The organism is Saccharobesus litoralis, from assembly GCF_003063625.1.
GTDB classification, from domain to species: domain Bacteria; phylum Pseudomonadota; class Gammaproteobacteria; order Enterobacterales; family Alteromonadaceae; genus Saccharobesus; species Saccharobesus litoralis.
In genome coordinates this window covers 2,123,021-2,149,372 of the sequence record NZ_CP026604.1, presented here as the reverse complement: position 1 = coordinate 2,149,372, position 26,352 = coordinate 2,123,021, and the positions used below count along the sequence as shown (strand labels likewise).

At 42.4% G+C, this 26,352-nt stretch carries 9 protein-coding genes and 2 pseudogenes; 2 read left to right on the top strand and 9 right to left on the bottom strand.

From position 1 onward, the window contains the following. Positions 1 to 60: 60 nt before the first annotated feature. The 4 genes from C2869_RS07385 to C2869_RS07365 all read right to left on the bottom strand — a co-directional run bounded on the left by C2869_RS07385 (position 61) and on the right by C2869_RS07365 (position 5,772). On the bottom strand, positions 61 to 900 hold the full coding sequence (locus C2869_RS07385; protein ID WP_108602333.1) for an REP-associated tyrosine transposase: 840 nt from the start codon (positions 898 to 900) through the stop codon (positions 61 to 63). A gap of 248 nt (positions 901 to 1,148) precedes the next feature. Beyond that, positions 1,149 to 2,039 (bottom strand): hypothetical protein, encoded by an 891-nt coding sequence (locus tag C2869_RS07375; RefSeq protein ID WP_159084084.1) that lies wholly within the window; start codon positions 2,037 to 2,039, stop codon positions 1,149 to 1,151. An 11-nt stretch (positions 2,040 to 2,050) separates the two neighbouring features. Beyond that, positions 2,051 to 4,822 (bottom strand): LamG-like jellyroll fold domain-containing protein, encoded by a 2,772-nt coding sequence (locus C2869_RS07370; RefSeq protein WP_159084083.1) that lies wholly within the window; start codon positions 4,820 to 4,822, stop codon positions 2,051 to 2,053. Between the two features lie 110 nt (positions 4,823 to 4,932). After that, positions 4,933 to 5,772 carry an REP-associated tyrosine transposase gene (locus tag C2869_RS07365; protein ID WP_108602329.1) on the bottom strand — a complete coding sequence of 280 codons (840 nt, stop codon included), beginning with the start codon at positions 5,770 to 5,772 and terminating at the stop codon, positions 4,933 to 4,935. A 90-nt stretch (positions 5,773 to 5,862) separates the two neighbouring features. On the opposite strand from C2869_RS07365, the pseudogene C2869_RS07360 reads away from it, so the two are divergent. After that, a pseudogene (locus C2869_RS07360) lies at positions 5,863 to 6,168 on the top strand (transposase); the annotation flags it as partial. Between the two features lie 18 nt (positions 6,169 to 6,186). After that, positions 6,187 to 6,390 (top strand): annotated as a pseudogene (locus tag C2869_RS07355) (IS3 family transposase); the annotation flags it as partial. Between the two features lie 204 nt (positions 6,391 to 6,594). Here the strand turns inward: C2869_RS07355 and C2869_RS07350 are convergent. From C2869_RS07350 to C2869_RS07330, 5 genes are all read right to left on the bottom strand, one after another. Further along, positions 6,595 to 7,461 (bottom strand): hypothetical protein, encoded by an 867-nt coding sequence (locus tag C2869_RS07350; protein WP_108602328.1) that lies wholly within the window; start codon positions 7,459 to 7,461, stop codon positions 6,595 to 6,597. Beyond that, on the bottom strand, positions 7,446 to 13,946 hold the full coding sequence (locus C2869_RS07345) for a LamG-like jellyroll fold domain-containing protein (RefSeq protein ID WP_108602327.1): 6,501 nt from the start codon (positions 13,944 to 13,946) through the stop codon (positions 7,446 to 7,448). Before C2869_RS07345 ends, C2869_RS07350 begins: the two co-directional genes overlap by 16 nt. 6 nt (positions 13,947 to 13,952) lie before the next feature. Then, a complete protein-coding gene (locus tag C2869_RS22815; protein ID WP_108602326.1) occupies positions 13,953 to 24,554 on the bottom strand; it encodes a thrombospondin type 3 repeat-containing protein in 10,602 nt (3,533 codons plus the stop codon). A 79-nt stretch (positions 24,555 to 24,633) separates the two neighbouring features. Further along, entirely contained in the window at positions 24,634 to 25,485 is an 852-nt protein-coding gene (locus tag C2869_RS07335) for a peptidyl-prolyl cis-trans isomerase (RefSeq protein ID WP_108602325.1), read from the bottom strand. Continuing rightward, positions 25,485 to 26,306 (bottom strand): peptidylprolyl isomerase, encoded by an 822-nt coding sequence (locus C2869_RS07330; protein ID WP_159084082.1) that lies wholly within the window; start codon positions 26,304 to 26,306, stop codon positions 25,485 to 25,487. The genes C2869_RS07335 and C2869_RS07330 overlap by 1 nt, the downstream gene beginning before the upstream one ends. Between the last annotated feature and the right edge of the window lie 46 nt (positions 26,307 to 26,352).

Here is a 26,352-nt window from a genome sequence, read left to right as displayed (position 1 = left end):
CGGCGCAAGATTGGAAAACTCCGGGGTCAAAAACTCCGGGGTCAGGTCTTTACTTTTGCATCACACATTGTCAGCTTTCTTTATTATCCTGCTCACAGTTGTGTAATGTAATCCAAAATAGTCTGCTATTTTCTTCTGCGTATAACCACCACTTCGATAAGCTGCAACTATCGCCTCACTTCTTTTGGTGTACGTTTTTTGATAATACGCTAATGGCTCTGCCTGTCGCCTTTGCTGTACATTGGGTATTTCACTAATTACAGGTTGCTCATTGTCGTTGGGCAAATAACGCTTTGCAAATGCTTCATCGCCCAAAAATATCTGATGACTAATGGCTTGCCAAAAATCAGCTTCTGATTGTTGCTCTATACAATGTTTAAAAAGCTCAATCGCTTTGGCTTCTGATTTGGCAAAACGCGCTAATACGGTTTTTCTCACTAACCAGTCTGGATTATTGCACATACCAACCATAGCTGGATAACTACTCCAATTATACTGACTTACGTGATTTACCATCTTGGCGCGAAGCGGATTTTGAATAACGTATCGAATAAGGGTTTTATAGTAGGTATCTGAATCAACCAATATACTTTTGAAGCGGCCTTGAAACACATGACCACTGCGACCACGTTTTCGATTAAATCTTTGAGTGTAAACACCATTAAGTTGGCGCATACCTAAAGATAGGTTTCCTTCCGGTGTTTCAACCACTAAATGATAGTGATTTGTCATCAAACAGTAGGCATGTATTCGCCAATTGTGGCGTTTACAAACATCACCAAGTGTATCGAGAAACAATAGGTAGTCTTGCGGTTCGAGGTAGATGTCTTGACGCGCATTACCCCGTGACGTTACATGATAAAACGCGCCGTCAAATTCAATGCGCAGTGGCCTAGCCATAATAAAATCCTTTTATCTATATTCATGACATTCAAGTCTAGTTCAATTTATAAATAACGCAAAAATAAAGACCTGACCCCGGAGTTCATATTGCACCACGGCTGTGTTGATTGCACCTGCGGTACAATCGGCCGTAAAGGTCGCAGTGCTATATCCGAGTGATGCACTATTTGGGCTATCGGCGGTGAGCATTTGAAACGTGGTGGTTGTCTGAACGATACGAACGAGACAACCGAAACATTTCATTATTAAGGGCGCTTTAAATGACTATCTTTATAATTTTGATCTGTCCATACGGTATCTGGCCTATATTTACCGCCACTTCGGATTAAAACTAAATCGTCACGCAACTCCTCAGGCAGCTCTGGGTCTTCAAAAACATCTGCTATCTCCTTAGCCATTTTTACTTGCAAGGGATCGAATTCATCTGGAGAATCAATAATCATATCGACAACTTTAACAAACATGTCAAAGCCTTTGACCCTATAATAACCACAATGCAGAGTGTCGTGAAAGTAAGGAACTCGTTTGAACGATAAACTAAACGGAATCAATCTACCTTCTGCAAAAATAACAACTTTAAGCCCTGCTAATGTCAGGTAAAACTCATGTTTTGCAGCTTCTGAAAATTCCTTTTGATTTAAGTTTGAATAGTGATCTTTAGTAAATCTGTGAGGCACCAGCTTTTCATATACTAAATATTCCAAGTTATCAAAAAAACTGCCTTCTTCGAGATCAAATTGATAGCGATCAGGGAAAGCTAACTCAGTGTAACTACCTCCGCCCATCATACTTAAGAAATATCGCCATTGACCAATTTGACGCCCTAAGAAAGATACGTTTTCTTCTAAGCATGCTTGTTTATAATTTTCAATGATGCGGTCAAAGTTTTCTTCACTATGATCCGGGTGTAACCAAAATTCGATAAACACACCACCATTAAAGACATTTCCCATAATTGGGTTTTCAACGCCACTTAATTCAAACTTTCCAGTTAAAAAGTATTTTTCTAACGATTTTATTGGATAGCCACCTTCAATGCCCGTGAGTTGAAGTAACTTCTTTTTTAATATTCGCCACTGAGCCTTGCGTTCTTTTACCCAACGCTTATCGTCTGTTTTCCAAGCTGATATATCCATACATATACTCATTAATAATTGACTTGCATTAACTTCTCTATTGCTTCTTTAGGAAAATCTTCAAACAGTAAATCAAGTGCTTCATCCGATGCTTCCTTCAATATCCAAGATTTAATACTAAATAGTGAAAGAGTACTACCAACAAAATAGTTAACATTATCTGTAAGCTCGTGCTCAAAGCCAAGCGATATATAATGTCGCCCATCGTTGTGTGGCTTTGATGTTGGTAGTTGCCTTATTTGCTCTCTGGCATACTTGATTTGATTTTTGTCATAACCCTTCACTGTAGCTCTAGTGAAAGATTGTAAATACCATTGGATATCAGATTTAAAAATCTTATTGTCTTCATAACCGTTTTGGGCAACGCGATCTAAAAAGAACTCTTTATGTACACTACCAAGCGGGGTATACACCTTCCCCTTTTGGCTGGTCTTTCTATCTGCCCATTCATAACGTGCCCAAAGTTTTTTAGCAAATCCAGACTCTCGCCATGCCCCTGTGCTGCTATTGCGTTTATAACCACTTAGTGATTTAACTTCTATCCATTTATTACTTACACCTAGCTCACCGCTAGGATTACTTCCCGCCAAAACTATATCTATACGCCGTTCTTGTTTTCCTACGAGTCGTTCGACACCAAGTTTGTTTTGACCATAAAGATTTAATTTAAATGTACTCTCAATATCAACAACCTTATTTGCACTATCACCTAACTCATAGCTTAAATGATTAATTGATACCATCATTAATTGAAATAAGGCGCCTGAGTTACTAGGTTCACCATATTGGTCAGTGAATATGGCGCGCGTAAAGGCGTTAAAATATAAATTTGATAATATTTTTCTTCTAACCTCACTATCGAAAGGAATACATCCGTTAGTTGATGTGCAAATGTCTGGCTCTCGACGAGATTCTATATAGGCCAGTAAACCAACAATAGTCGCTGGCGACATACGTAAGTTACCGCTATTTTTTAATAACCTTACAAATGCCGCTGAACCTATTCCCATAGCTGCACTTAACGCTTTTTCAGATTTTAAAAAGGACTTAAATTCCTTGGTAGTCGCTCCTTTCATGGCTTTTACTGCCGATTCAACACCTTCTACAAGTTTTTGTTTGTTAGGTAAATTCTTAAATTTGCTCAAGGTTTTTACGAGTTTTCGAGATGCTTTAGCAGCGTTTTCTAATTTATCGTTTTCGTCTTTTTTCGCCCTGTTTTTCGCATACGCCACCGAACCAAATAATGCTGTTGACAATAGACTTGGCGGCGCCATAGCAAGATTATTGTCTAATGCTAGTGGGTCATCATCGTTTATTGATTCTTTTAAATAGTCTGCCCAAATAAAAATATCATCTGCACTGGAAATTGAGTCTACTAAAATTAGTAGACTCTCTCTCGCTTCGGAGTTTAAGGCCATTTCACCTACAATTATCAACATAGGCAACATATCGATAACCCGGTCAAACTTGCCGTTGATAACGTCTTCACCCAGTTTTCCTACCACTCCACCAAGTGCCCCCATAAACGGTTTACCTTTTAGAGGCCGGAATATTTTTTTCATAGCAAACGTTAAAGCTTTCAACGGTTTTGCTACTGGTATTATGGTAAATATTTCTATACCCGCCATTGCCATTTCAAACGAATCGAAACGGCTGTCGTCTTTAATAAGGTAGTTAGCTTGTTTGTAAAATTCTTGCAGGGATTCAAACGGAATCAAAAAGCTGACAGCACCTTTAACCGCCGATGTTGCCCCTTCCCAAACATCGCTAAAACTAAAAGCATGAGCAGTTGGAATAAAAGGGACACCTACATATTTTTTACGCTCATAAACCAAGGCATAACCTTCAGGCTTATAACGCTCATATTGGTAAGACGCAATCTGCGTAAACAAGGTCTTGTCCACCACGCCTACATAGGTTTTTTGCCCGTGGTAGTTAATCCCAACTCTTAGGTGTTGCATGCTCTGGCCATTGGCATTGAGTTGGCCATTACTTTTAACCTTTAAGTCGGTTTGAGTGTTGGCGAGTGTTAGCGCTTTTTGGGTGCTGCCATCATCAAAGGTGACTAACGGCTGGCTATTGGGGTTAAAGAACCTAAGGCCACTAATATGGCCTGTGTATTGTTCCCCAACGGTTAAGCCTTTGCTGGTAATACCATAGTTTAGTGTACTGTTATCAACGTCAGATTGGTTAATTTGACTATTAACTTGTAAGGTCAGTTTACCCTTGTGGTATTGTCCAGCTACTTCGTGCCATTGCTGTTGAGTAAGTGGTGCTGAAGTGACTTCGTGTTTACCTTGGGCATTGTGTATGGTGTAAGTTAGGCTGTTGTCGCTATTTACCATTAATTTGTGCGCCCCGCCGGCTATACTAAACACCTCTCCACCACTGGTTTGTGGTTTGATGTCTACCCTAAAGCTAACCGCATCTGTAGGTTTAATATTGTCTTGCGCTGGGGCAGACAAATAGCTATCGTCTTCTTGGTTAAAGTAGTAGCTCATGCCCGCGATTGGGTGGTCTTCTACCAATTGTGTATTGTAGGCAAGTGTGTCTAACTGACCAGTCGCTTCAATGGTGGTGCCATCTTCATCTAACGGCATATTGAGTGAATAGGATACTAATGGCATTAAGTTGGGGTCGGCTAATGTCCCTAGTTGTATTTCGGTTTGTTGACCAACTTCGCCGTAAACTTGAATATCACCTTCTACATCGTAACTTAATCCAATCTCAGCGCCATCATAGCGGGTGTATTCTGCGTGCCCTGCTTGGGTTTCATCACCCACCACCACAGCATCTTTGGTTTGTAGGTAACTATTACCATTGGTTTTCGGTTTAATTTCGCTTGTTACCGTATCACCAAATGGAACTCCGGGGTCAGGTCTTTACTTTTGCATCACACATTATCAGCCTTCTTTATTATCCTGCTCACAGTTGTGTAATGTAATCCAAAATAGTCTGCTATTTTCTTCTGCGTATAACCGCCACTTTGATAAGCTGCAACTATCGCCTCACTTCTTTTGGGGTACGTTTTTTGATAATACGCTAATGACTCTGCTTGTCGCCTTTGCTGGACATTGGGTATTTCACTAATTACAGGTTGCTCATTGTCGTTGGGCAAATAACGCTTAGCAAATGCTTCATCGCCCAAAAATATCTGATGACTAATGGCTTGCCAAAAATCAGCTTCTGATTGTTGCTCTATACAATGTTTAAAAAGCTCAATAGCTTTGGCTTCTGGTTTGGCAAAACGCGCTAATACGGTTTTTCTCACTAACCAGTCTGGATTATTGCACATACCTACCATGGCTGGATAACTACTCCAATTATACTGACTTACGTGATTAACCATCTTGGCGCGAAGCGGATTTTGAATAACGTATCGAATAAGAGTTTTATAGTAGGTATCTGAATCAACCAAGATACTTTTGAAGCGGCCTTGAAACACATGACCACTGCGACCACGTTTTCGATTAAATCTTTGAGTGTAAACACCATTGAGTTGGCGCATTCCTAAAGACAGGTTTCCTTCTGGCGTTTCAACCACTAAATGATAGTGATTTGTCATCAAACAATAGGCATGTATTCGCCAATTGTAGCGCTGACAAACATCGCCAAGTGTATCGAGAAACAATAGGTAATCTTGCGGTTCGAGGTAGATGTCTTGACGCGCATTACCCCGTGACGTTACATGATAAAACGCGCCGTCAAATTCAATGCGCAGCGGCCTAGCCATAACAAAATCCTTTTATCTATATTCATGACATCCAAGTCTAGTTCAATTTATAAATTACGCAAAAGTAAAGACCTGACCCCGGAATTCACCGGTGATAACCCTGAGCGTCTAAGAAAAGAATCATCGTTTGCTGCTTTATGTGGCGTTAGTCCATTGGATGCCTCATCTGGTAAAAAACAACGCCACAGGCTTAATCGTGGAGGAGCTAGAGATGCCAACAATGCCTTATGGACAGTGGCCTTGATAAGAATGAGAAGTGACTTTAGAACAAGGAAATACGTAGAAAAACGTTCGTCAGAAGGGAAATCAAATAAAGAAATTCAGCGTTGCTTGAAGCGTTATATAGCTAGAGAGCTATATCCAATTATCGTATCAGACCTTTCTAAGTTAAGCTGACCTTGACATAGGAGCGTCAATGCGGTTGTAGAAAGCTTCTTTGGTAGTTTAAAGCAAGAGCGAGTTCAATGGCAGCACTATCAAACTCGACACGAAGCCCAGCAGGACATACTAAGCTACATCACCATGTTTTATAATAGCACACGGCTTCATTCTTATTTAGGCTACAAGAGCCCGAATGAATATGAGGCAGAAATGGCACAATTACAGAAAGCTGCTTAACTGAGTTGTCACAAAATGGTTGACCAGGTCAGTTTCCTAATAACCTTCCAATCAGACGTTCGTTGCTTCATCCAGTTTATATCGTTTGTTAGCCAGTACATCAATCTAACTCCAGTTCTATTAGTTCTTAGGCATCATCAAATAACCCATGCTTAGCAAAGTCAGAAACTCCGGGGTCACTCAGTCAAACAATACATTTTAAAATTAAGCACTGTCAGCAAGTTGCTTTAATATTGGGTATCTGTCTTGAAAATATTCAAATCTTTGAGTTTTTCCTTTTTCAGTTTGAGTGAATTCCCACATTTCCCTTAGCTTGTCCGGTAAGTTACTTTGTTGAAGTTTTTCCCTTACAGCTTTAACCAACCTCCAAGCAGATGTATGGCGTTCTAAATCAGAGTCTTTAAAAGGATCTAATTGTTCATAAGCAACTATCAATTGCAAAAATTGACTTATGTAAACATGATTAGGAGCCCTTTCAAATTCAGTATTTATTGCAGTATAAAAAGAAAAATCTACGAGATAAAAATAAATAGAATGGATATAAGAGTTTTCCGAAAGTAATAATTCAATACTCTCTTGACAAAAACCCACGAAAAACAAAGAACTATTTGCTTCCATAGTTGACGAAAAATCTGACGCCGTTTCACCATATAGAAGTTTACAATAAACTGATTCCTTACCGTCAAAGTATCCTTTTTCGCTATGGCCAAGGGATACACTAGGCTGAATTCTGCAAAACTCACCAATCAAACTTCTTTCATCACAAAGGTATCCAACTAATTGTAGATATAGATTAGTCAAGCTACTTTCATTTTGATCAGCATGAAACATCATTAAATATAATGTGTATAAATCAGGGCAACGAGATTCGTAGACTTGTGCATCTAAAAAACCTGTTATGTAGTAGCTTTTGTAAAACGCGAGTTCTTTAGAGCTCATTTTTTTATCTTGCTTTAATGCCCTACTCAAATCTCGCCACTTAGTTTTGCGGTTTTTTATCCATTCTTTATCCTCTACCAACCAAGCAGATTTATTAATTATCTCGTTAAGTTTATTTATTGTATCTGACATAGTGATAATTCCTCGGGATCTATATTTGCAGCTTCAAATGTGTCATCAGCAAACTCATCTATAAGCTCTTGCGCAAAACCTTGTAATAATACGTTTTTCACGGACGGGCTCTTTAACCAGTTTTTTATTGAAAATGTATTGATGAAACAACCATCTTTAACATTTTTTGCAAACTTGGTATTGTCCGATTTATCTTTTAAGCCAAAACTTGCTTGCAATAGCTTAGAGGTTGGAAATTTCGCCAAAATGTTATCTAACTTTGAGATATCATTTCTTCGATACCCATTTATTTTATTTCCTTGTCTCTTAGTTTTATTTTGAAAACTCTGTAACCACCATTCAATACGTTCAGCTTTATTATACAATGGATTGTTTGCACCAATAAATTCGTTAAATGTTGCTCCAATTCGATCGAGACTAAATTGCTTCATATTGGCATTATGTTTTGGTTGCCGAAGAGGTCTCCATTGTCTCCATTTATCAGATACGAATGGACCTTCTAAACTTTTAACTTCAACCCATACTTCTTTAGATTTCCCAGCTAGAACTATATCAACATATCGTGTTTTTTCATCGACAACGTCAACGGAGTTATTCTTGGTAGAAGTATATTGATAGATTGGAATATTTTTTGTAGATTCTATACCTACGATTGCATTTTTTCCTGTTGCTTCATATTCAAAATGCTTTACAGCAATCATTGCTAAATGAAATGCGGCACCCACTTCTTGATTAGCTAGACTAGTAATATTACCAGCTAAATAGTTACCTAATGCCAAAGCATATTTTGTACGGATTTTGTTTTGTAACTGTATACTGGAAATATACTTACAGTTAGGTAATTCCTTACAAACCTCACTATTCATTCTAGTTTCTAAGTAAGAAATAACTCCGATAAATGATAAAGGAGACATTCGCATACCAGTTCCATTTTTAATCAAGTTAACCAAGTTTTTACTTCCTGCAAACCCCATTATCGACAATGAACTTTTTAACATGTTTTTGTTAAATACAAGCTTTCTCATAGCCACAACTTTTGTTCGCCGCATTGGCTTTCCTATATTTTTTAATGTATTGGTCAATAGCGTAGGATCGTCACTTAGTTTACTTTTAAATTGTTTGTTTATATCAGTAAACATTTTTCCAATTTCTACACCATTGATACGAGACCTAGTTTTAGCTGCCCACGCCTTGTTTATAAAAGGCACACCATAAAAAGCGTCTTCTGGGTACGAAGGGTTTAAAACAACTTCAGGTACTTCATCCCCCTCCCAACCATCAGCAGGCAAACTCAAATAATCTGCCCACGCAAAGATATCATCTGCACTGGTAATCGAATTAACCATTACCATTAGCCCTTGCCGTGCTTCTGCATCGCTGAGCATTTCACCCATAATTAACATCATTGGCAGTAAATTTATCGCCTTATCAAACTTACCTTTAACAATGTCATCTCCCAGTTTACCAATTACATCACCCAGCGCTTTTATGAATTTAGGGTTACTGCTTTTCAGTGGCCTAATAAACAGCTTTAACGGTTTGGTTATCGCCAGTAGTGGTTTAGCTATCGGGATTATGGTGAGTATTTCTATACCCGCCAAGGCTAACTCTAGTTCATCAAAGCGGCTGTCGCCATCCATTAAGTAGTTGGTTTGTTCGTAAAAGGTACCTATGGCTTCAAACGGTAAGATAAACCCTGCCACACTTTTTAAACTATCAAAGGCGTCATCCCAGCTAAAGTCAAATATGTTGGCATGCGCCATTGGGATAAACGGGATACCTTGGTATTGCTGTCGTTGGTAAACCGTTGGGTAACCTTGTGGTTGCAAGGTGTTTAGTTGATAGCTGGAGAGTTGGGTGAACAGTGATTTACTGATAACACTTACATAGGTTTGTTGCCCTTGGTGGTTTACCCCAATACGCAGTTGGTTTAGCTGTTGGTTATTGGCATTCAGTAAGCCTGTACTTTTTATGCTTAAGTCTTGGCTCGTTTGGTTTAAGTTAACCGTTTGAGTTGTTTGGTTATTATTAAACGTAACTAACGGCGCACTGTTAGGGTTAAAGAATTTTAAGCTACTGATATAACCGGTATAACCTTCACCTACCGTTAATCCTTTACTGGTAATTCCGTAGTTTAAGGCACTGTTATTTGTGGCTTGTTTATATTGGGTGCCATTTATTTGTAGTGTTAACTGACCATTATGGTATTGCCCTGCCACTTGGTACCATTGGTTTAGGTTTATAGGCGCTGATGTAACTGTTTGTTCACCTGCATCGTTATATATGGTGTAACTTAAGGTGTTATCTTGGTTGAGCGTCAGCTTATGCGCGCCGCCCGCCATATTAAATATATCTGCCGTTTGTTGTGCTGCATTGAGTTGGGTTTGTGGTTTTATATCTACCCTAAAGCTAACGCCATTGGTCGGTTTAATTTTGTCTGTCAGGGGGGCTGATAGGTAACTGCTTTGCTGCTGATTAAAGTAGGTACTGTAACCTGCACTTGGGTGGTCGTTTGATAGCTCGGTATTATAGGCACTGGTCGCCAGCGTACCTGTGGCTTCGGTGATGGTGTCAGCATCATCTGCTGCTTCGTTTAAGTGGTATACCGCTAATGGCATTAAGTTGGGGTCGGCCAATGTCCCTAAGGTGATTTCATGGCTTTGCCCTATCGTGCCGTTAATGGTTATATTGGCTTGGGTGTCATAGGCTAATGCGATATTGGCACCATCATAGCGGGTGTATTCTGCGTGCCCTGCTTGGGTTTCATCACCCACCACCACAGCATCTTTAGTTTGTAGGTAACCATTCCCCTCTGTTTGTGGGATGACTTTGCTTGTTACCGTATCACCAAATGTTAGCCCTACTCTGGCTGATATTTTTAGGTCGTCAATTGGGTGAAAGCCTGTGTGCAGGTAACCTGTGGCAATACCGTCACTGTTAGTGGTGACAATACCTTGTTTAAATCGACCACCATTGCTTTCAAAAATGACTTCTTTATCCACCACAACGTCACCGTCGTCATCGGTTACCGTAACTGTGATGGGCTGAATACTGCGGTCTTCCATGCTGATAAGGTAGTCGCTAATCTCAACTGTTAATGGCTGTACCACAAACGGGACTTTGATTTGCGGTACGGTTCCACTTTTCACCACTAAGAAGTTATCAGTACTCGGTAACGAGGCGCCTTCAACGGTTGCGTAGACTTTTCCGTCAATGGTGCCCGGGTCATCAACTGTTACTACCGCGTGGCCTTCAATGCTTATCTCGACACTGGTGCCGTCACTGACTAAGTTACCGCATTGGTCTTTTACCGTAATTTCTATTGGGATGGGTTTATGGCCTAGCAGGTAGGTTTTTAAATCTGTTGTCGCTTCGGTAACTCGGGTTCCATTAACCCTGATAATGGTTGAATCGGGTTTACCCGGTAAGGTTTCAATCGGGCCAACGGTGGCTTTCGTGTCCCCGTACATTATCTCTGCAGTATTAACTGAGCCAGCCGTACAATCGGCAGTGAATGTCGCAGAGGAATAGCCAAGTGAGGTGTTGTTTTGGCTATCAGCTTGAGTGGTTCCAGACCCTGCGCCTGTGGTTTTCCATTTAAGGTCCGCGGGTCCTAAATCTTCATCATATCCAACAATCAATCCTTGCAGGGGAACCTCTAACTCATCCGCACTCACATATATCGTGCCGTCTTCACCTATATTGTCATACCCTGCCCAGCGGGTATCGGCGGTTAGCATCTGAAACGCATATTCCCATAAGATATTATCTGGGTCTTGGTTGTCGTACAGTTGTAGGAATAAAAAATCTTCGCCTTCTAGTTGGTGTAAATCAGCCGGGTTATTAAAGGTCAGTTGTTGGTCATCGCCTAAGGTGAGTTCAACTTCTTTGCCGCCAACTTCCATCACCAGTTGTTGGCCTATGCCTAAAAAGGGTAAAGGCTCTAAGTCGTCAGTTTGATAATCACTAATACTAAACAAGATATCAATCGCGACATCATCACTGGATATCATATAGCCTTTGTCATCACTGCCAATCGCGACGGTGCCGTCATTTTCAGTTTGTCGTTTAAAGTTTTTAAGCTCAAAGTCCAATAAACTAAATTGATACTCGGGGCGGTAGCGATATTGGTATTGGGTTTCAGGTGGTGTGAGGTTTTGTTCACCCGCGGCTTTTAAGGCGTTGTATTGTGTTTTTTGAAGTTCATCTAGCACTTCATCATAAACCGGCACTTTAAAGGGTACATAGTGTTTAGGGCGATATTGTAATGGCCCATCGGGACTGGCACCTAAATCACCAAATGTCGGATTCTCGTGTTGCGGTTTAGCCGATATTTGTAGGTAGAAGGTTTCACTGTATTCATGGTCAGTGGGGATTTGTACGTTTTCAATACGCTTACCCGGAGTAATATCAAAATGCCCAACTTCGGTTAGCTCCATGCCACTGTCGGTGACTTTAACTAAACGCCCGGTGAATCCGTAATCAGCCAAGCCCGGTGGTAACGGTGTACCATCTTGGTTTAGCCATTCAACTTCAATGGTGACTAAGGTGTCGGTATTCGCCGCAGAGCCTTCAAAGGCAATGGTGTGCTCATTAGGTCTATCACTTTCGCCAAGGTTGTGTTCCGTTTTGTATTTACGCGTGGCTTTTACCTTGAGGTTGGGTGGCGTCATTACTATAACATTTTCGCTATAGCCCACCCCACCTGAGTTAAATTGGCCTAAGGTGCTGCGAGTGCTGCCCATATAACCCGTTTTACGATTAATGGCGATAATCTCTATCGGCTCACCCGGTGCTAATGACTCATAACTACCATTGGCAATATTAAGATTGATATTACTGTGGCTAAGGTATTCACTATAAGGGTTAGAACCCCACAATGTTTGCGCATAACCATCAAAGCCACGAATAAGGCTACTAAAGGTTAAGCCGTTTTCGCTTACACCAAAAAGCGTTCCAGGGTTAAATGGTGATACTACGTATTCAGCTAGGCCTTTTTGCTCCATTAATAATTGGCCATTGCCACTGCGAAATACGTAAATATCGGTATCTTGCAGGTCTTCTTTACTGATGGTGGATAGCAGGCCTTGGTGAGTTAAATCGGCGCTGTGGTCAATTAAACGCACTAAATCCGGTACTGGGGTTAATAGGTTTGTGTCGCTATCACAAGCGGGTGTTTCGCCACTGCTATTGCTCGATAAGTACACGCCATAGTGGGTTTGTTTGTCTGCTTCAGTTTCACACACAAACTCACCATCAACCAAAACACCCGCGTATTGAATAACGTTGTCGCCCTGTTTATGAATGTCGATTATACCGTCTTGGTCAAAGTCATTAACACTCGTTGTACGTTGGGTGAAATTGGGCGTTTGGTACTTGTATTCTGTGCTGGCCGCAAGCTCGATTGAACTGCCCGGATTCGCTAAAAACAGTTCACCACTGATTAGCTGGGCATCAATATAAAAATTGCTCGGATAAGTTAACACGCTAGGTAGAGAAGCTATAATACTCTGTAAGTGCACATTCATCATTATGCCGGTTAGCGAGGTATTACTGTATTGCAGGTTGTCTAATGAGCCTTGGCATAAAGTGTAACCCGGATGAAATTGCGGGAACATAAGCGGTTTACGCCCTGTGGGTGTCCACGCGCTATACCAAACCTCGGTTACCGCTGGGGTGGTATAACTAAAATCAAAACCTGGACACGGCAATACCCCATACTGAGCTTGATATAAGCCGTTTTCATCTGTGGTGGCGAAGCCGGGAAACGGTGCGATAATTTCAACCCCAGCGCCAGAGATAGGCATATAGGGTTGGCTGGTATTTTCTAAACGTGCACCGTCTTCTTCACCACGGTAAAAGCCACTAAGCGGTGATACGGTATAAGGGCTGGTTAAGGCGACTTGATGTTGATTATCAAACAATACCGCCTTATCACCACCGCTAACTGCGCCCACTGCGCTTTCAACATCAAACTTAAAGCCCATTAAAAATGGCGACTCTAACCCCGTCAAAATGGCGGTTTCTGGTTTAACCAGAAAATAGCGGTAGCCATTAGTGGCTGGTTTTATCACTTTATGACCATTGCGCGCGGTGTACTCTAGTGCTTGATAGGCTTTAGCATCAATCAGTTCTGCGCCAGGGTTGGCTTGCAGTAATTGTTGATAAACTTGGACAAGCGCTAAAACCTCATTAGCAGGCAGCACATAACCTTTAGATAAATCGCCTTCTTGTACCGCAAAACTACGATTAACTACGCCACCGTTTTCATCATATTCTGCCCAAATTAAATTGCCTGACTCAGATAAAATCAGTGAGCGCCCCACCACAAAACCATGTTGAGCATTCCAGATATCGAAACCGCCAGCCGCCACACTTATTTTGGAAACAAATAAACTCGATAGCAGTAGCAAGCCCAATAACCATACACTGCAGTGTTTAACGCAGAATTTGCGGTCGGTAAATGTTAAGTTAAACAACGCCATGTTTTATTATTCTCCTGCAAGTCCATTTGTTTGGGTTTGGCTAAGCTGTGTTGATGCATCACTGCTAACAGCACTGATTAATTGGGCAAGGCTTATTTCTTGCTGTTGATATTGGAGCGCAAACTCTTGCTGCTGTGCGGTTAGTAAACCAAATCCGATAAAGTCTAAACTGGTTAAAGACTCAAGCTGTTGGCTAACTAAGCGACTGCCGTTAACCTCAGCAACCCCGACTACCGTTAAGCTATTGGTGCCAGTGGCACGACCAAATACCAATACAAACTGGCCATCTTCCGGCAAGTATTGTGTCGAGCCATTTAACCAAGGCGCTTGCATATCAATACCTATCTGCCCTTGCACTTGAATGCCTTGCGGTTGTATGCCGTACAAATAGAGCGGTGCTAAGCGTTGCGCCATTTTCATATTGGATTGCATTAGGTCTAGGCCATAGGCAATCACTGTCATTTGCGCTTGGCCTTGATAATCAAGTTGCGCTTGGTTTAAATCTAAAATGAGGTCGCCTTGTGCCAAACTATGTTGCGAATTACCACTTACTAGCAGATTAGCGATAAGGTTATTTAGGGTCGGTACGGTAATTTGTGACAAGGCGTTGCGCTGATTGGCAGTTATCGACACAAAATGTTGAACCGATACTAAGCTGCCATCAATATCAGGGCTTACCTGCAATAAGTAATCACCCGAGGCCAGTGGTTCGTCGTTATCAGTAAGGGTATCCGTATAGCCAAAACCGTATACGCCATCACCATTGGTTGCAGTCTGGATTGGCAACTCACTTTGCTCGTTAGCAAAGGCATCACTAATGGCCACTCGGTAGTTAACGAGTGGATTACGTTGCACATCAACAATCGCGCCGTCGATAAAGGTCGGTAAGGGTTGAATGCTATAGGTGTATCTGAGCATTTCTTGCTCGTCATAGTTAACTTCAACAAACACTTTGGCACCATAATCAAATGGGGTATCAGGGTAATAGCTCACTAATTTGCCATCTGGCGATAAGGCGATTTGACCTGTGACGGCTTGTTGATTTTTATTAACGGTTTGTAAGCTCGCGCCTTGCGACATTAAAGGGCTGGTACCCGATGCATCTTGGCTAACCCAAGCTTTACCATTTAATGTTTGTTTTACACTGATGCTTAACTGTTGCGGGTCGATTACCTTATTAAATGTCAGTTGCAAGGGTTGGTTGTAGTTGACTTTAGTAGCGGCGACTTGTGGGCTATGTTGCACAACCGCAAGGCTAATATCTTGCTCATTGGTAACTTGGTATTGCACGCTTTGTTGAGCCAGTATTTGTCCACCGCTATCCCGCGCTTGTAAGAATAAGGTGTAATCACCCGTTTGCACCGGGCTATCCACCTCAAGGTTAATTAAACCATCTTGCCAAACTTGTTGCTGGCTAAATGCATTGTCACCTGCGGCGTTATTGACTTGCAATTGCAAGTGTTGAATATCGGCGTGATTGGCGGTTAATTCCGCCGCCACGCGCAATGACAGCAAGCTATCGCCAGCTTGTGCGACAAAGTTTTGCTGGGCTTGCGGCGTAATAATATCTATGTTGGCGCGCAAGCTTGACTGCGCTATCCAGCTTAGTTCAGCTCGGTTACCGGCACCATCTAAGGCCACTAAATTAATATCACTAGGCGCACTGTCGGTTAACTGCACATTAGTAGTAAATTGCCATTCGTTAGCCTGTGCGCCCGGTGTTAGGGTTATGGATGAGCCATTGAGTAATAAACGCGGTTGATTCGCCTCTACCAAGGTGCCACTAATAGTGTATGGGTTATCAAACAAGGTATTCACTAATGGTGGAGCTTGTAAGGCATTATCAACCAATAATGTTGGCGCTAGACTGTCTTGGCTGTAAGTCACGTTTTGGCTGGACTGACCAACGGCATGGCTGGCCTGTAAGTGCCAGCTTTGCTGGTTATTGCTAGGGTCAAAACTAGCACCAAATCTAAACTCGTATTTATTAGCAGACACTTGTTGTAAATCGACAACCACACCATCAATAGTCAGTGCTGGCGGTAAAGTCGAAATAATATTACCTGCCAACAAAAAGTTACTATTATTCAATTGGCTATTTGGTTGCGGCGATATGATATGAAGTTGTGGTAGTTCGGCCACTATAGGCGGCACAAACGTCACCTTAGTGCCAACTTGGTCGTTACCGGCGACAGACTCTGAGGTAACACTTATTTGGTTTTCACCTTCAGCTAGCGTCACCGCCACAAAGCTAAACTGGTACAAACGCTCACTTAGGCGTTGCAAGCTAGCTTGCTGCCCAGCAAATGACACAGTGAATTGCGATGGTGCTAAATCAGTTTGCACCGTACCGCTTACCGTTAGTTCAGCTTGATCAACTTGGCTGTTGGCGACAGGTGTCGATAGGGATAAGACAGGTAAGCTTACATTTAAGCGCTCTACAGCAAGCTGCTGGCGATAAACATTACCCACGATATCTGTTACTTCTACCACAATAGCATTGTCGCCCCAATCTAATAAGACTTGACCACTAAAACTGAGCGGTTCCTGCTGATTAGTATCGGTTGGCGACTCAAGTTGTGCAGCGTAGCGACTATCGTTATTTAAGTTAATTAAGCGCACTTGGCTAATACCCAAGTTGTCGTTTACTTGCCCAGATAAGGCGATAGTGCTTTGCTCGGTCGTGGTTTGATTGGCATTGAGTTGCAGCGTTGGCAGTACAGGATCTTCAACAACATTTAGCTGTATGGTTGCACGCTGTTTTTGACTAGCAGTAACCGAGGTTACTGTCATAGTCCAAGTTTCTGTACTACTAGTTACCGGCAACTCTAGTTCAAACTGTTCGTCATTAACGGCTATTAGATTAGCACTTTGCCCTAAACTGGATTCTAATCTCAATTCTACATCAGCGATGGCATTTGACACCTGTCCAACAATTTGAAGATTACGGCGGCTATCAACGGCTATATAACGAATATAATTTGGCGACGCCCCCCAAACATTAGCGTTCGCCGTCTGCATTAGCTCGGCTTGTATTAACTTGGGTTGAATATGCTGACGAACTGCCGAGTAATTGCCGTCATTACTTACCGTGGTATTAGTAATCGGATTAAAGTGATTTAATCGCGCTTGTACCCGGTATTGATGCAAAGTATCAGCAATCGGCGCTAAATCTTGCCATTGGCCTTGTATTTGATTGTTAGTACTAAGGATAGCCACTTGTTGCCACCCCAAATCTTGACCAAGTTGGCGCCAAATTACGTATTCATCGGCGATATCACCTAAAGTACTCGACGCCTGCCAAGCGATATCAATTGAATCAAACTCTTGTACTAGTTGCGGTTGCGCGATTTGAATATCGTTATAGCTAACAAACTGTTCCGCTAAACCTTGGGTTGGGCTTTGCCAGGTATTGGCAATAGTTAATAGGCGGTATTTGTATGCCTTACCATTTTCAACCGAGGTATCGGTATAAGTTTGGGCGCTAATATCTAGCGTGGTTAAGGTTTGATAATCGACGTTAGTATTATTAGGCTGCCAGTCCGCACGTTGCACAATAAATTGATTGGCGATACTGGTAACGCCAATATGCTGCTCGGCGAAATTAGGCCAGTTAAGTTCAACAAGATAATCTTGCTGAACAACTGAGAGGCTAGCTATACCTTCTAAGGTTTGGCGTGAAACATCATTCGGATATACATCTTGTTCATTGGCAATTTGATCACCATCGCGATCGGTATCACTGTTATCACCTATGCCGTCACCATCTAAATCAGCCCATTCAGAAGCGTCATTAGGGAAAGCATCAGACTCATTAGCCACTTGGTCGCCATCGCGATCTGGGTCACTATTGTCACCAATACCATCCTTGTCTAAGTCAGCCCATTCGCTAGCATCATTAGGGAATACGTCTAGCTCATTGGCTACTTGATCACCATCACGATCGGGATCACTATTGTCACCAATACCATCGCTATCTAGGTCTGCCCACTCGCTAGCATCATCAGGGAATACGTCAGACTCGTTGGCTATTTGGTCACCATCACGATCCGGATCACTATTATCACCAATGCCATCATTGTCTAAATCAGTCCATTCACTAGCGTCATCGGGAAATACATCAAGGTCGTTAGCGACTTGGTCGCCATCACGATCACTGTCGATAACATCTGGTATTAGGTCGCCGTCTAAATCGGCTTGATAACGACTGTCCCACGCAAAGGCATCATCAGTATTTAGAGCGCCATCGTTATCACGATCAGTATCTTGGTTATCACCCAGACCATCCGCGTCGATATCCGTCCATTCGGTTGCCAAATCTGGGAAAGCATCAAGTGTATTGAGAACAGAATCGCCATCACGTTCTATATCTGAATTATCGCCTTCACCATCGTTGTCGCTGTCTTTGCTTTCAGTTGGATTAGTTGGGAACGCATCTAGCGCGTTGGCTACGCCATCATTGTCAATATCAGGATCATGATTATCACCGTCACCATCCTGATCTGTATCTAACCATTCAAGGGCGTTTAAGGGCAATGCATCAAGATGATCTAGCCATTTATCGCCATCATCGTCTTGGTCGATAGCATTGCCTAACCCATCTACATCAAAGTCAGTGCTCTCGTTAGGATTAGTTGGGAAGCTGTCTTGTGCATTCAACACTCCATCGCCATCAATGTCGTCATCACTATTGTCGCCGATTAAGTCAGCGTCTGAGTCCAGCCATTCAGTTGCATCATCAACAAAGGCATCCAGCGAGTTATTAACGCCATCACCATCGCGGTCTATATCAACACTGTCGGCAATACCATCTGCATCGCTATCTCGCCAATCAGCGGCATTAGTTGGGTACAGGTCTTGCTCGTTGGCAACGCCGTCATTATCAATATCAGGATCATTTTGGTCGGCAATACCATCACTGTCGGTATCGCGCCAGTAGGCTGCATCTTCAGCGAATTGGTCTAAGACATTAGCGATACCATCACCGTCGATATCCGTATCTAAAACATCACTAACGCCATCGTTATCTAAGTCTTTGCTCGCTGATGCATTGGTAACAAAGGCGTCATCTGCATTGTCGACGCCATCGTTGTCGATATCAGGATCACTATTATCACCAATTCCATCACCATCAGTATCACGCCATTCGCTTGGATCTAATACAAAGCTATCAAGGGAGTCGACATAACCATCGTTGTCTTTATCTAAATCGTCGTTATCTGCAACGCCATCACTATCTGTATCGACTGTCGCATTGGCGTTAGTTGGGAACGCGTCTAGGTTATTTGCTACCCCGTCTCCATCAATATCAGAGTCGTTGCTATCCGCGTTGCCATCTAAGTCTAAATCAAACTTAGCCAAAGGATCGGTTGGGAAGGCATCTAGAATATCTAGTACTTGATCACCGTCTTTGTCAGTATCAATTGCATTTGGGATATTGTCGTTATCTAAATCAAGAGCATATTCAGCGTTAAATCTAAACTTATCAGTTGTATTAGGTACGCCATCACCATCAATATCAGGATCGCTGTTATCACCAATGCCATCACCATCGGTATCACGCCATTCACTGGCATTGTTAGCGAAAGCATCGCTGGTATTTGCTACACCATCGTTGTCCCAATCGGTATCTTGATTATCACCTATGCCATCAAAGTCGCTATCTACCCACTCTAATGGGTTGTAAGCAAAGGCATCGGATTCGTTAGGAATATTATCACCGTCGATATCCGCATCGGTTAAGTCGCCAATTTGGTCATTATCAAAATCACGCCATTCACTCGCGTCATTCGGGAAAGCATCTTGCGCGTCATCAACAAAGTCACCGTCGATATCAGAGTCGCGACTGTCATCAACACCATCCTTATCGCTGTCGGTAAACCATAAAGCAACAGCTGGGAAAGGATCGTTGGCATTTAATACACCGTCACCATCTTTATCTGTGTCGGTTTTATCACCAATACCGTCTTGGTCGGTGTCTAAGTAATCTGATTTATCTTCAGGGAAAGCGTCATTAACGTTAATAACACCATCACCGTCTCTATCAGGATCCTGATCATCCGGAATGCCGTCATTATCTAAATCTTTGCCCAAACCTGACGGGAGTGGATCATCCTCATTAGGGATGCCGTCACCGTCTATGTCTGGATCACGAGTGTCACCAATACCGTCTTTATCAATATCAGAAAAGTCACGTTTATCCAGAGGCAAATCGTCTTTATCATTTGGTGTACCATCGCCATCGATATCAGGATCACTGTTGTCGCCGATACCATCTTTGTCTAAATCACTCCAATCTACATTTGACGTTGGGAATTTATCTTTTCTGTTAGTCACACCATCGCCATCGATGTCTTTATCGGCTTTGTCGCCTATGCCGTCGCCATCCGTATCAACCCATTCTTTTTTATCATAAGGGAAAGCATCAATTAGGTTGTGACGTTTATCATTATCGATATCGTGATCGGTATTATCGCCAACACCATCGCCATCAAAGTCAGCATTTTCATTGCCATTATCTGGGAAAGCATCATCGTCATTAGCAACGCCGTCACCATCACGATCAGAGTCGATACTGTCATCAATGCCGTCGCCATCTGAATCACGGTACGCCAATCCATTACTAGGGAACGCATCCCATTGATCCGGCATTAAATCGCCATCTAAGTCTTGGTCGGCATTGTCACCTATACCATCTTTGTCGATATCGGCTGTCTCATACGGGTCGAAATCAAAGGCATCTAATGCGTTAATAACATTGTCGTTATCTAAGTCTTGATCATAGTGATCACCAATGCCGTCTTTGTCATTGTCGCGAACTTCTGCCGAGTTAAGCGGGAACTGGTCGTTGTAGTTTTCAATTTGATCACCGTCGATATCCCAATCTCTAGCATCGGCAAAACCATCACCATCGGTATCTTTGCTAAGTCGTTTGTTTTCAGGGAAGAAGTCCAATTCATTAAAGACACCATCGCCATCAATATCATGGTCATCTTGGTCGGCAATACCATCACGATCGGTATCTTTATGGCGCGTGTTATCTAATGGGAAAGCATCAGCCCAGTTGCCAATACCATCACCGTCTTTATCCCAGTCCCACCAGTCTGGAATACCATCTCCATCCATATCTGGGCGATCACGCTTTTTCTTCCATTTAAACCAAATACCATTGGGGATTTCATCAACTTCGTTGAGAATACCGTCGTTGTCGCGATCCGGATCGGTATTGTCACCAATGCCATCACGATCAATATCTAACCATTCGGTTGGGTCATCAGGAAATGCATCAGCCCAGTTAGCATAAGTATCTCCGTCTCTGTCTTGGTCACGATTATCGCCAATATTATCGCCGTCGAGATCTGATTGTTCTTGGCGATTATAAGGAAAGGCATCTTGCTCATTGGCAACGCCGTCACCATCAATATCCGGATCTGAATTGTTACCAATACCATCCCAATCGCTATCTATCCATTCACTGCCGTCATTGGGGAAAGGGTCCCGATAGTCAGGAAAGCTATCACCATCTTTATCATCGTCAGCGTAATCGCCTAAGCCATCACCGTCGATATCGGCTCGTTCGCGTGAGTTAAATGGAAAAGCATCAAGATGGTTAGCTACACCATCATTGTCCCAATCTTTATCTGAGTTATCACCACGTTTATCGCCATCAAAGTCTGACCATTCCGCTCGATTATTTGGAAAAGCGTCAAACTCATTAGGCACGCCATCGTTATCTATATCGTTGTCTTGGCTATCATCGATACCGTCACCATCGGTATCTTTTTGTAATTGGGCGTTGTAAGGAAATTTATCGCGTTTGTCGTTGGTGCCATCGTTATCGTCGTCATTATCTTTATTATCGCCGCGACCATCGTTATCGAAATCTTGCCACTCACGTTTATCATCGGGAAAGGCATCTAAATGATTAGCGATACCGTCGCCATCGCGATCCGGATCCGTGTTATCGCCCAATCCATCACGATCTGAATCTTGCCATTCGCTAGCAAGTAACGGGAACTTGTCTCGTCGATTATTGATTCGATCACCATCGATATCATTGTCTTTGTTATCGGGCTTTCCATCACCGTCGGAGTCTAAACCTTTTTTCTTATCTCGCGGCCAAGCATCTAGCTCATTAAGTATATGGTCACCATCAATATCAGGGTCGACATCATCGCCTAAGCCGTCGTTATCTAGGTCTGGGCCAATTTCATATACGTGTTTGTCTTTGTTATTGGGGTAAGCATCATATTCGTTGAGATATCCGTCACCATCGCGATCTGGATCTGAGTTGTCGCCAATGCCATCTAAATCAAGATCAGCCCACTCGCTAGCGTCATCAGGGAATTTGTCATACAGCACACTAAATGTATCGCCGTCACGGTCTTGGTCGGCATTATCGCCAATACCATCACCGTCCATATCGGCGCTTTCTTGCGGGTCGTTAGGAAAGAAATCCAGTTGGTTTTTTATGCCATCGCCATCGCGGTCTTCGTCAGTTTGGTCGGGTTGACCATCACTGTCGATATCTGACCATGCTAAAACATTTTTGGGAAAGGCATCATTAACATCAGCAACACCGTCGTTATCATCATCGTTATCTAAGTTGTCGCCAACGCCATCCTGATCAAAATCACTAAATTCATTGGCATTAAATACAAAACGATCTAATGAGTTAGCGACACCATCATTGTCCCAATCCTGATCAGTTTTTGCGCCAATACCGTCGCCATCCCAATCTTGTTGCTCAGCGGCATTGGTTGGAAATGCATCTTGCTGATTAACAATGCCATCGCCATCTATGTCTTGGTCGGTATTGTCGCCAATACCATCTTGGTCTAAATCTTGGTTTTCTGTTGGATCATAAGGGAAGGCATCATTGCTGTTAACTACGCCGTCATTATCCCAATCGGTATCGGCTTGACTGCCAATACCGTCATTATCCCAATCTTGCCATTCTGATTTGTTAGTTGGAAAAGTATCTTGGCCGTTAGTTACGCCGTCGCCGTCTTTATCCGTATCGGCATTGTCACCAATACCATCTTGATCAAGGTCACTAAACTCGGAAGCATTATAAACAAAGGCATCTTGAACATTCGTTACACCATCGCCGTCTATATCTGAGTCTTGGTTATCACCTAAACCGTCATTATCAGTATCAAGCCATTCACTGCCATCTAGCGGAAAAGTGTCATTGTCGTCTTGAACACCATCGCCATCTTTATCTAAGTCTTGGCTATCGGGAATACCGTCTTTGTCGGTATCCTTGTTGAACTGAGGGTTATAGGCAAACGCATCTTGCTCATTGTTAATACCGTCACCATCAATATCCGAGTCGGCTTGGTCAGCTATACCGTCTTGATCAGAATCAGCCCAAGTCGTTGGATCCGATGCGAAAAAGTCTTGCTCATTGCTTATGCCATCACCATCGCGATCAGCGTCATGAATATCGGCAATACCATCATTGTCCGAATCAGCTTTGGCATTAACATTGTGCGGAAAAGCATCTAATTCGTTAACAACACCATCACCATCAATATCAGGGTCATTGCCATCAGCAATACCGTCATTATCGATATCATACCATGCTGTTGCGTCTTGAGGAAAAGCATCGATATCATTGCTGATACCATCACCATCGATGTCGGTATCAATGGCATCGGGGATACTGTCGGCATCCGTGTCTTTTTGGTATTGCGCTTGGTAAGGAAATTTATCGCTTTGGTTTGGCGTGCCATCGTTGTCGATATCGTCATCTAAGTAATCAGCTATGCCATCTGAATCGGTGTCGATTGCCGCATTTTTATCTAAAGGAAAAGCATCATCTTGGTTAGCAATTGCGTCTCCGTCGATATCATCGTCTGTATTATCGCCGATACCATCTTGGTCTGTATCTTTTTGCTCTTTGGCATTGAACGGCATGGCATCTAGCTGATTGGCTAAACCGTCACCATCAATATCTTCATCGGCATTGTCACCTAATCCATCGTTGTCCCAATCTGACCATTCACTTGGGTTTAGCGGAAATGCATCAATAGCGTTATGGTAACCGTCGCTATCACTGTCTAAGGTATGACTGTCGCGAATAGAGTTAACGATTGCAGAATCAGCGGTTATTGAAGTACTTTGACTTTGCAGGCTGGCGTCAACAACAGGCAGGATTGAATCTGTATTTTGCAGAATGATCTGCACTTGATTAATTTGATTAACGTCGATTGCTTGGCTAAATGCTAGTGAAGGTTCGAGCGCATATTGCCTTTGGTTTATGCGAACAAAACCTGGCAAATTACTATTAATGACCAGATTAAAATCATCAGTTTGTGTTTGAATGCGACCAGAAATAACTAACAACTCATTCTGGGTGGACAAAGAGGATAATTGGGGGACTAAACTTCGATTTTGTGGCTGTAAACGAATTTGTTGGGCAAGTTCCAGCTCCCTTGCTTCAGCACTCAGGTTAAATGCGCGCAGGTTCCAACCCGCAACCTGGTCGGTAATGGCTTGATTGGCTTTTACTGGCTGCACCACAAACGCCAGCAAACAAAAAATGGCGTAAGTAATCCACATCCGCGCAACACGGCTGATTGGTTTCAATTTCCTTTTTAACATGGGTGATGATTGTCCTGATTAAAGTCCTGTGTTGCTTATTCCATTTAAGTTTTTTGCCTGACCATTATTTGCCTGACTATTAGCTCGCTTCTGGAACCAAAGATATATCTGCTTGCGCTCTTAACTTATCGCCATGCGCCTTGATTGCTCGCTTCCACGCTTGCTGCGACAAACGCTTTTGAATTTCTCTTTTAACTTGATTAAGTGGCTTGGCAGGTTGCAAATAAGTTTTTGTTACCGCTAATCGATACATAGCGTTGCCATCAATTTGTAAGTCACTAATTTGGCCGCTATTTGTAGCGTTTAATAACTTTGCAAATGTCGGTGACAAGTTGTCTTGCTCATTAGTCCCTTCGGTTACAACAAAGTTAACCCCGGCTAATGTCACTTGCTTAAAATGACTACTCGATGCAACTGCGGATAAGGTTTTGGCTATATTCTGTGCTTCAGGGTGATTAGTCGCACCTTCTACTCGGATCCGCCGCCAAAACTTAATATCTTTTTGACCAAACTCGTCTAAGTTATTTTGGTAGTAGTCTTGCACTTGCTGTTTAGTAACAGGCGATGCTTCAACATGGTTGCGGATATAGCGCTCAACCAGTTTTTTCTGACGAAATGCGGCAACTTCTTTATCTAATTCAGACAACTCGCTTTCGTCCATACCACTTGATTGCAATTGCGCCATTAATTGTGACAAAACTAATGAATCTAGCACTCGACCTTTGACTCGCTCATCAACAAATATATCTGGCACATTACTTAACGTGCGCTCCAACTCAAAGTCCAGTTGGCTTTGCAAAATATTGGAGCCATTAACCGTCGCGACTACAGGATCGACAACGGCTTGTTCAGTTTGTTGTTTGCTGCACGCAGCTAATAAGCAAACACTCAATGAAGCAAAGCACAAAGAGATAGAACGAAGAGACAACATTAGCTATTTTCCATCAGCTTTACATCAACACTTTGCTTAAGCCGAGTCAGCTCAGCTTCTTTAGCCATTTGGCGTAATTTACGGCGAATATCGCCACGCACTTGTTCAAACGGCTTTTGAACTATGCTTGGTGCGGCGTCGAGCTTGATAATGTGATAGCCAAAACTTGTGATAAACGGGTCTGAAATTTCACCTTCTTGCAATACTTTAAATGCTTGGTGAGAAAAGTTAGGCGCGATCGCTTTATCTGTCACCCAACCTAATGAACCACCTTTTTTCGCCGAGACTCTGTCCTCTGAATACTCATTAACGAGTGAAGCAAAATCAGCACCTTGCTTAGCTTTTAGGTGAGCTTCTTGGATTAACTTAAGTTTTTCTGCTCTTAATTCTTCACTGGTTTGAGCATTTGTACGAATAAGAATATGGGACACTTTGGCTTTGCGGCTAGCAAATTCTTGCTGATTTTGTGCGTAATAATTGCGCACAGCTTGATCTGAAACCTGTTGAGTTAAATAGCTATCTAAATACTGAGAAACCACCAAATTACGCTTTACATCAGCAACTTCAGCATCGATTTTGGCAATATTAACTTTTTTACTATCTTCGATTGCTTGAACTAAAGCCTTGCGTTCAGCGTATACCTGCAAGTGTTTGGCTTTGTCTTCAGTTGATAGGTTTCTTAATTTTTTTAACCCTAAGTAAGCATCAAACTCTTGTTGAGTAATACCAGTATCACCTACTTTAGCAATTGTAGATGGCGAATCAGAACAAGCAGATAATGTGGCAAGGCTCAAAGCCAACATTAGACTAGGTAATTTCATTTTGTAGCTCCAATTTGTTACTAACTTTATTTCCATTTTTATTAAT

Bases quoted from the DNA above. Each gene is read 5' to 3' on its own strand.
- C2869_RS07330 (WP_159084082.1), bottom strand. From the start codon at position 26,306: ATGAAATTACCTAGTCTAATGTTGGCTTTGAGCCTTGCCACATTATCT.
- C2869_RS07345 (WP_108602327.1), bottom strand. From the start codon at position 13,946: ATGGCGTTGTTTAACTTAACATTTACCGACCGCAAATTCTGCGTTAAA.
- C2869_RS07335 (WP_108602325.1), bottom strand. From the start codon at position 25,485: ATGTTGTCTCTTCGTTCTATCTCTTTGTGCTTTGCTTCATTGAGTGTT.
- C2869_RS07365 (WP_108602329.1), bottom strand. From the start codon at position 5,772: ATGGCTAGGCCGCTGCGCATTGAATTTGACGGCGCGTTTTATCATGTA.
- C2869_RS07350 (WP_108602328.1), bottom strand. From the start codon at position 7,461: ATGTCAGATACAATAAATAAACTTAACGAGATAATTAATAAATCTGCT.
- C2869_RS07385 (WP_108602333.1), bottom strand. From the start codon at position 900: ATGGCTAGGCCACTGCGCATTGAATTTGACGGCGCGTTTTATCATGTA.
- C2869_RS07375 (WP_159084084.1), bottom strand. From the start codon at position 2,039: ATGGATATATCAGCTTGGAAAACAGACGATAAGCGTTGGGTAAAAGAA.
- C2869_RS22815 (WP_108602326.1), bottom strand. From the start codon at position 24,554: ATGTTAAAAAGGAAATTGAAACCAATCAGCCGTGTTGCGCGGATGTGG.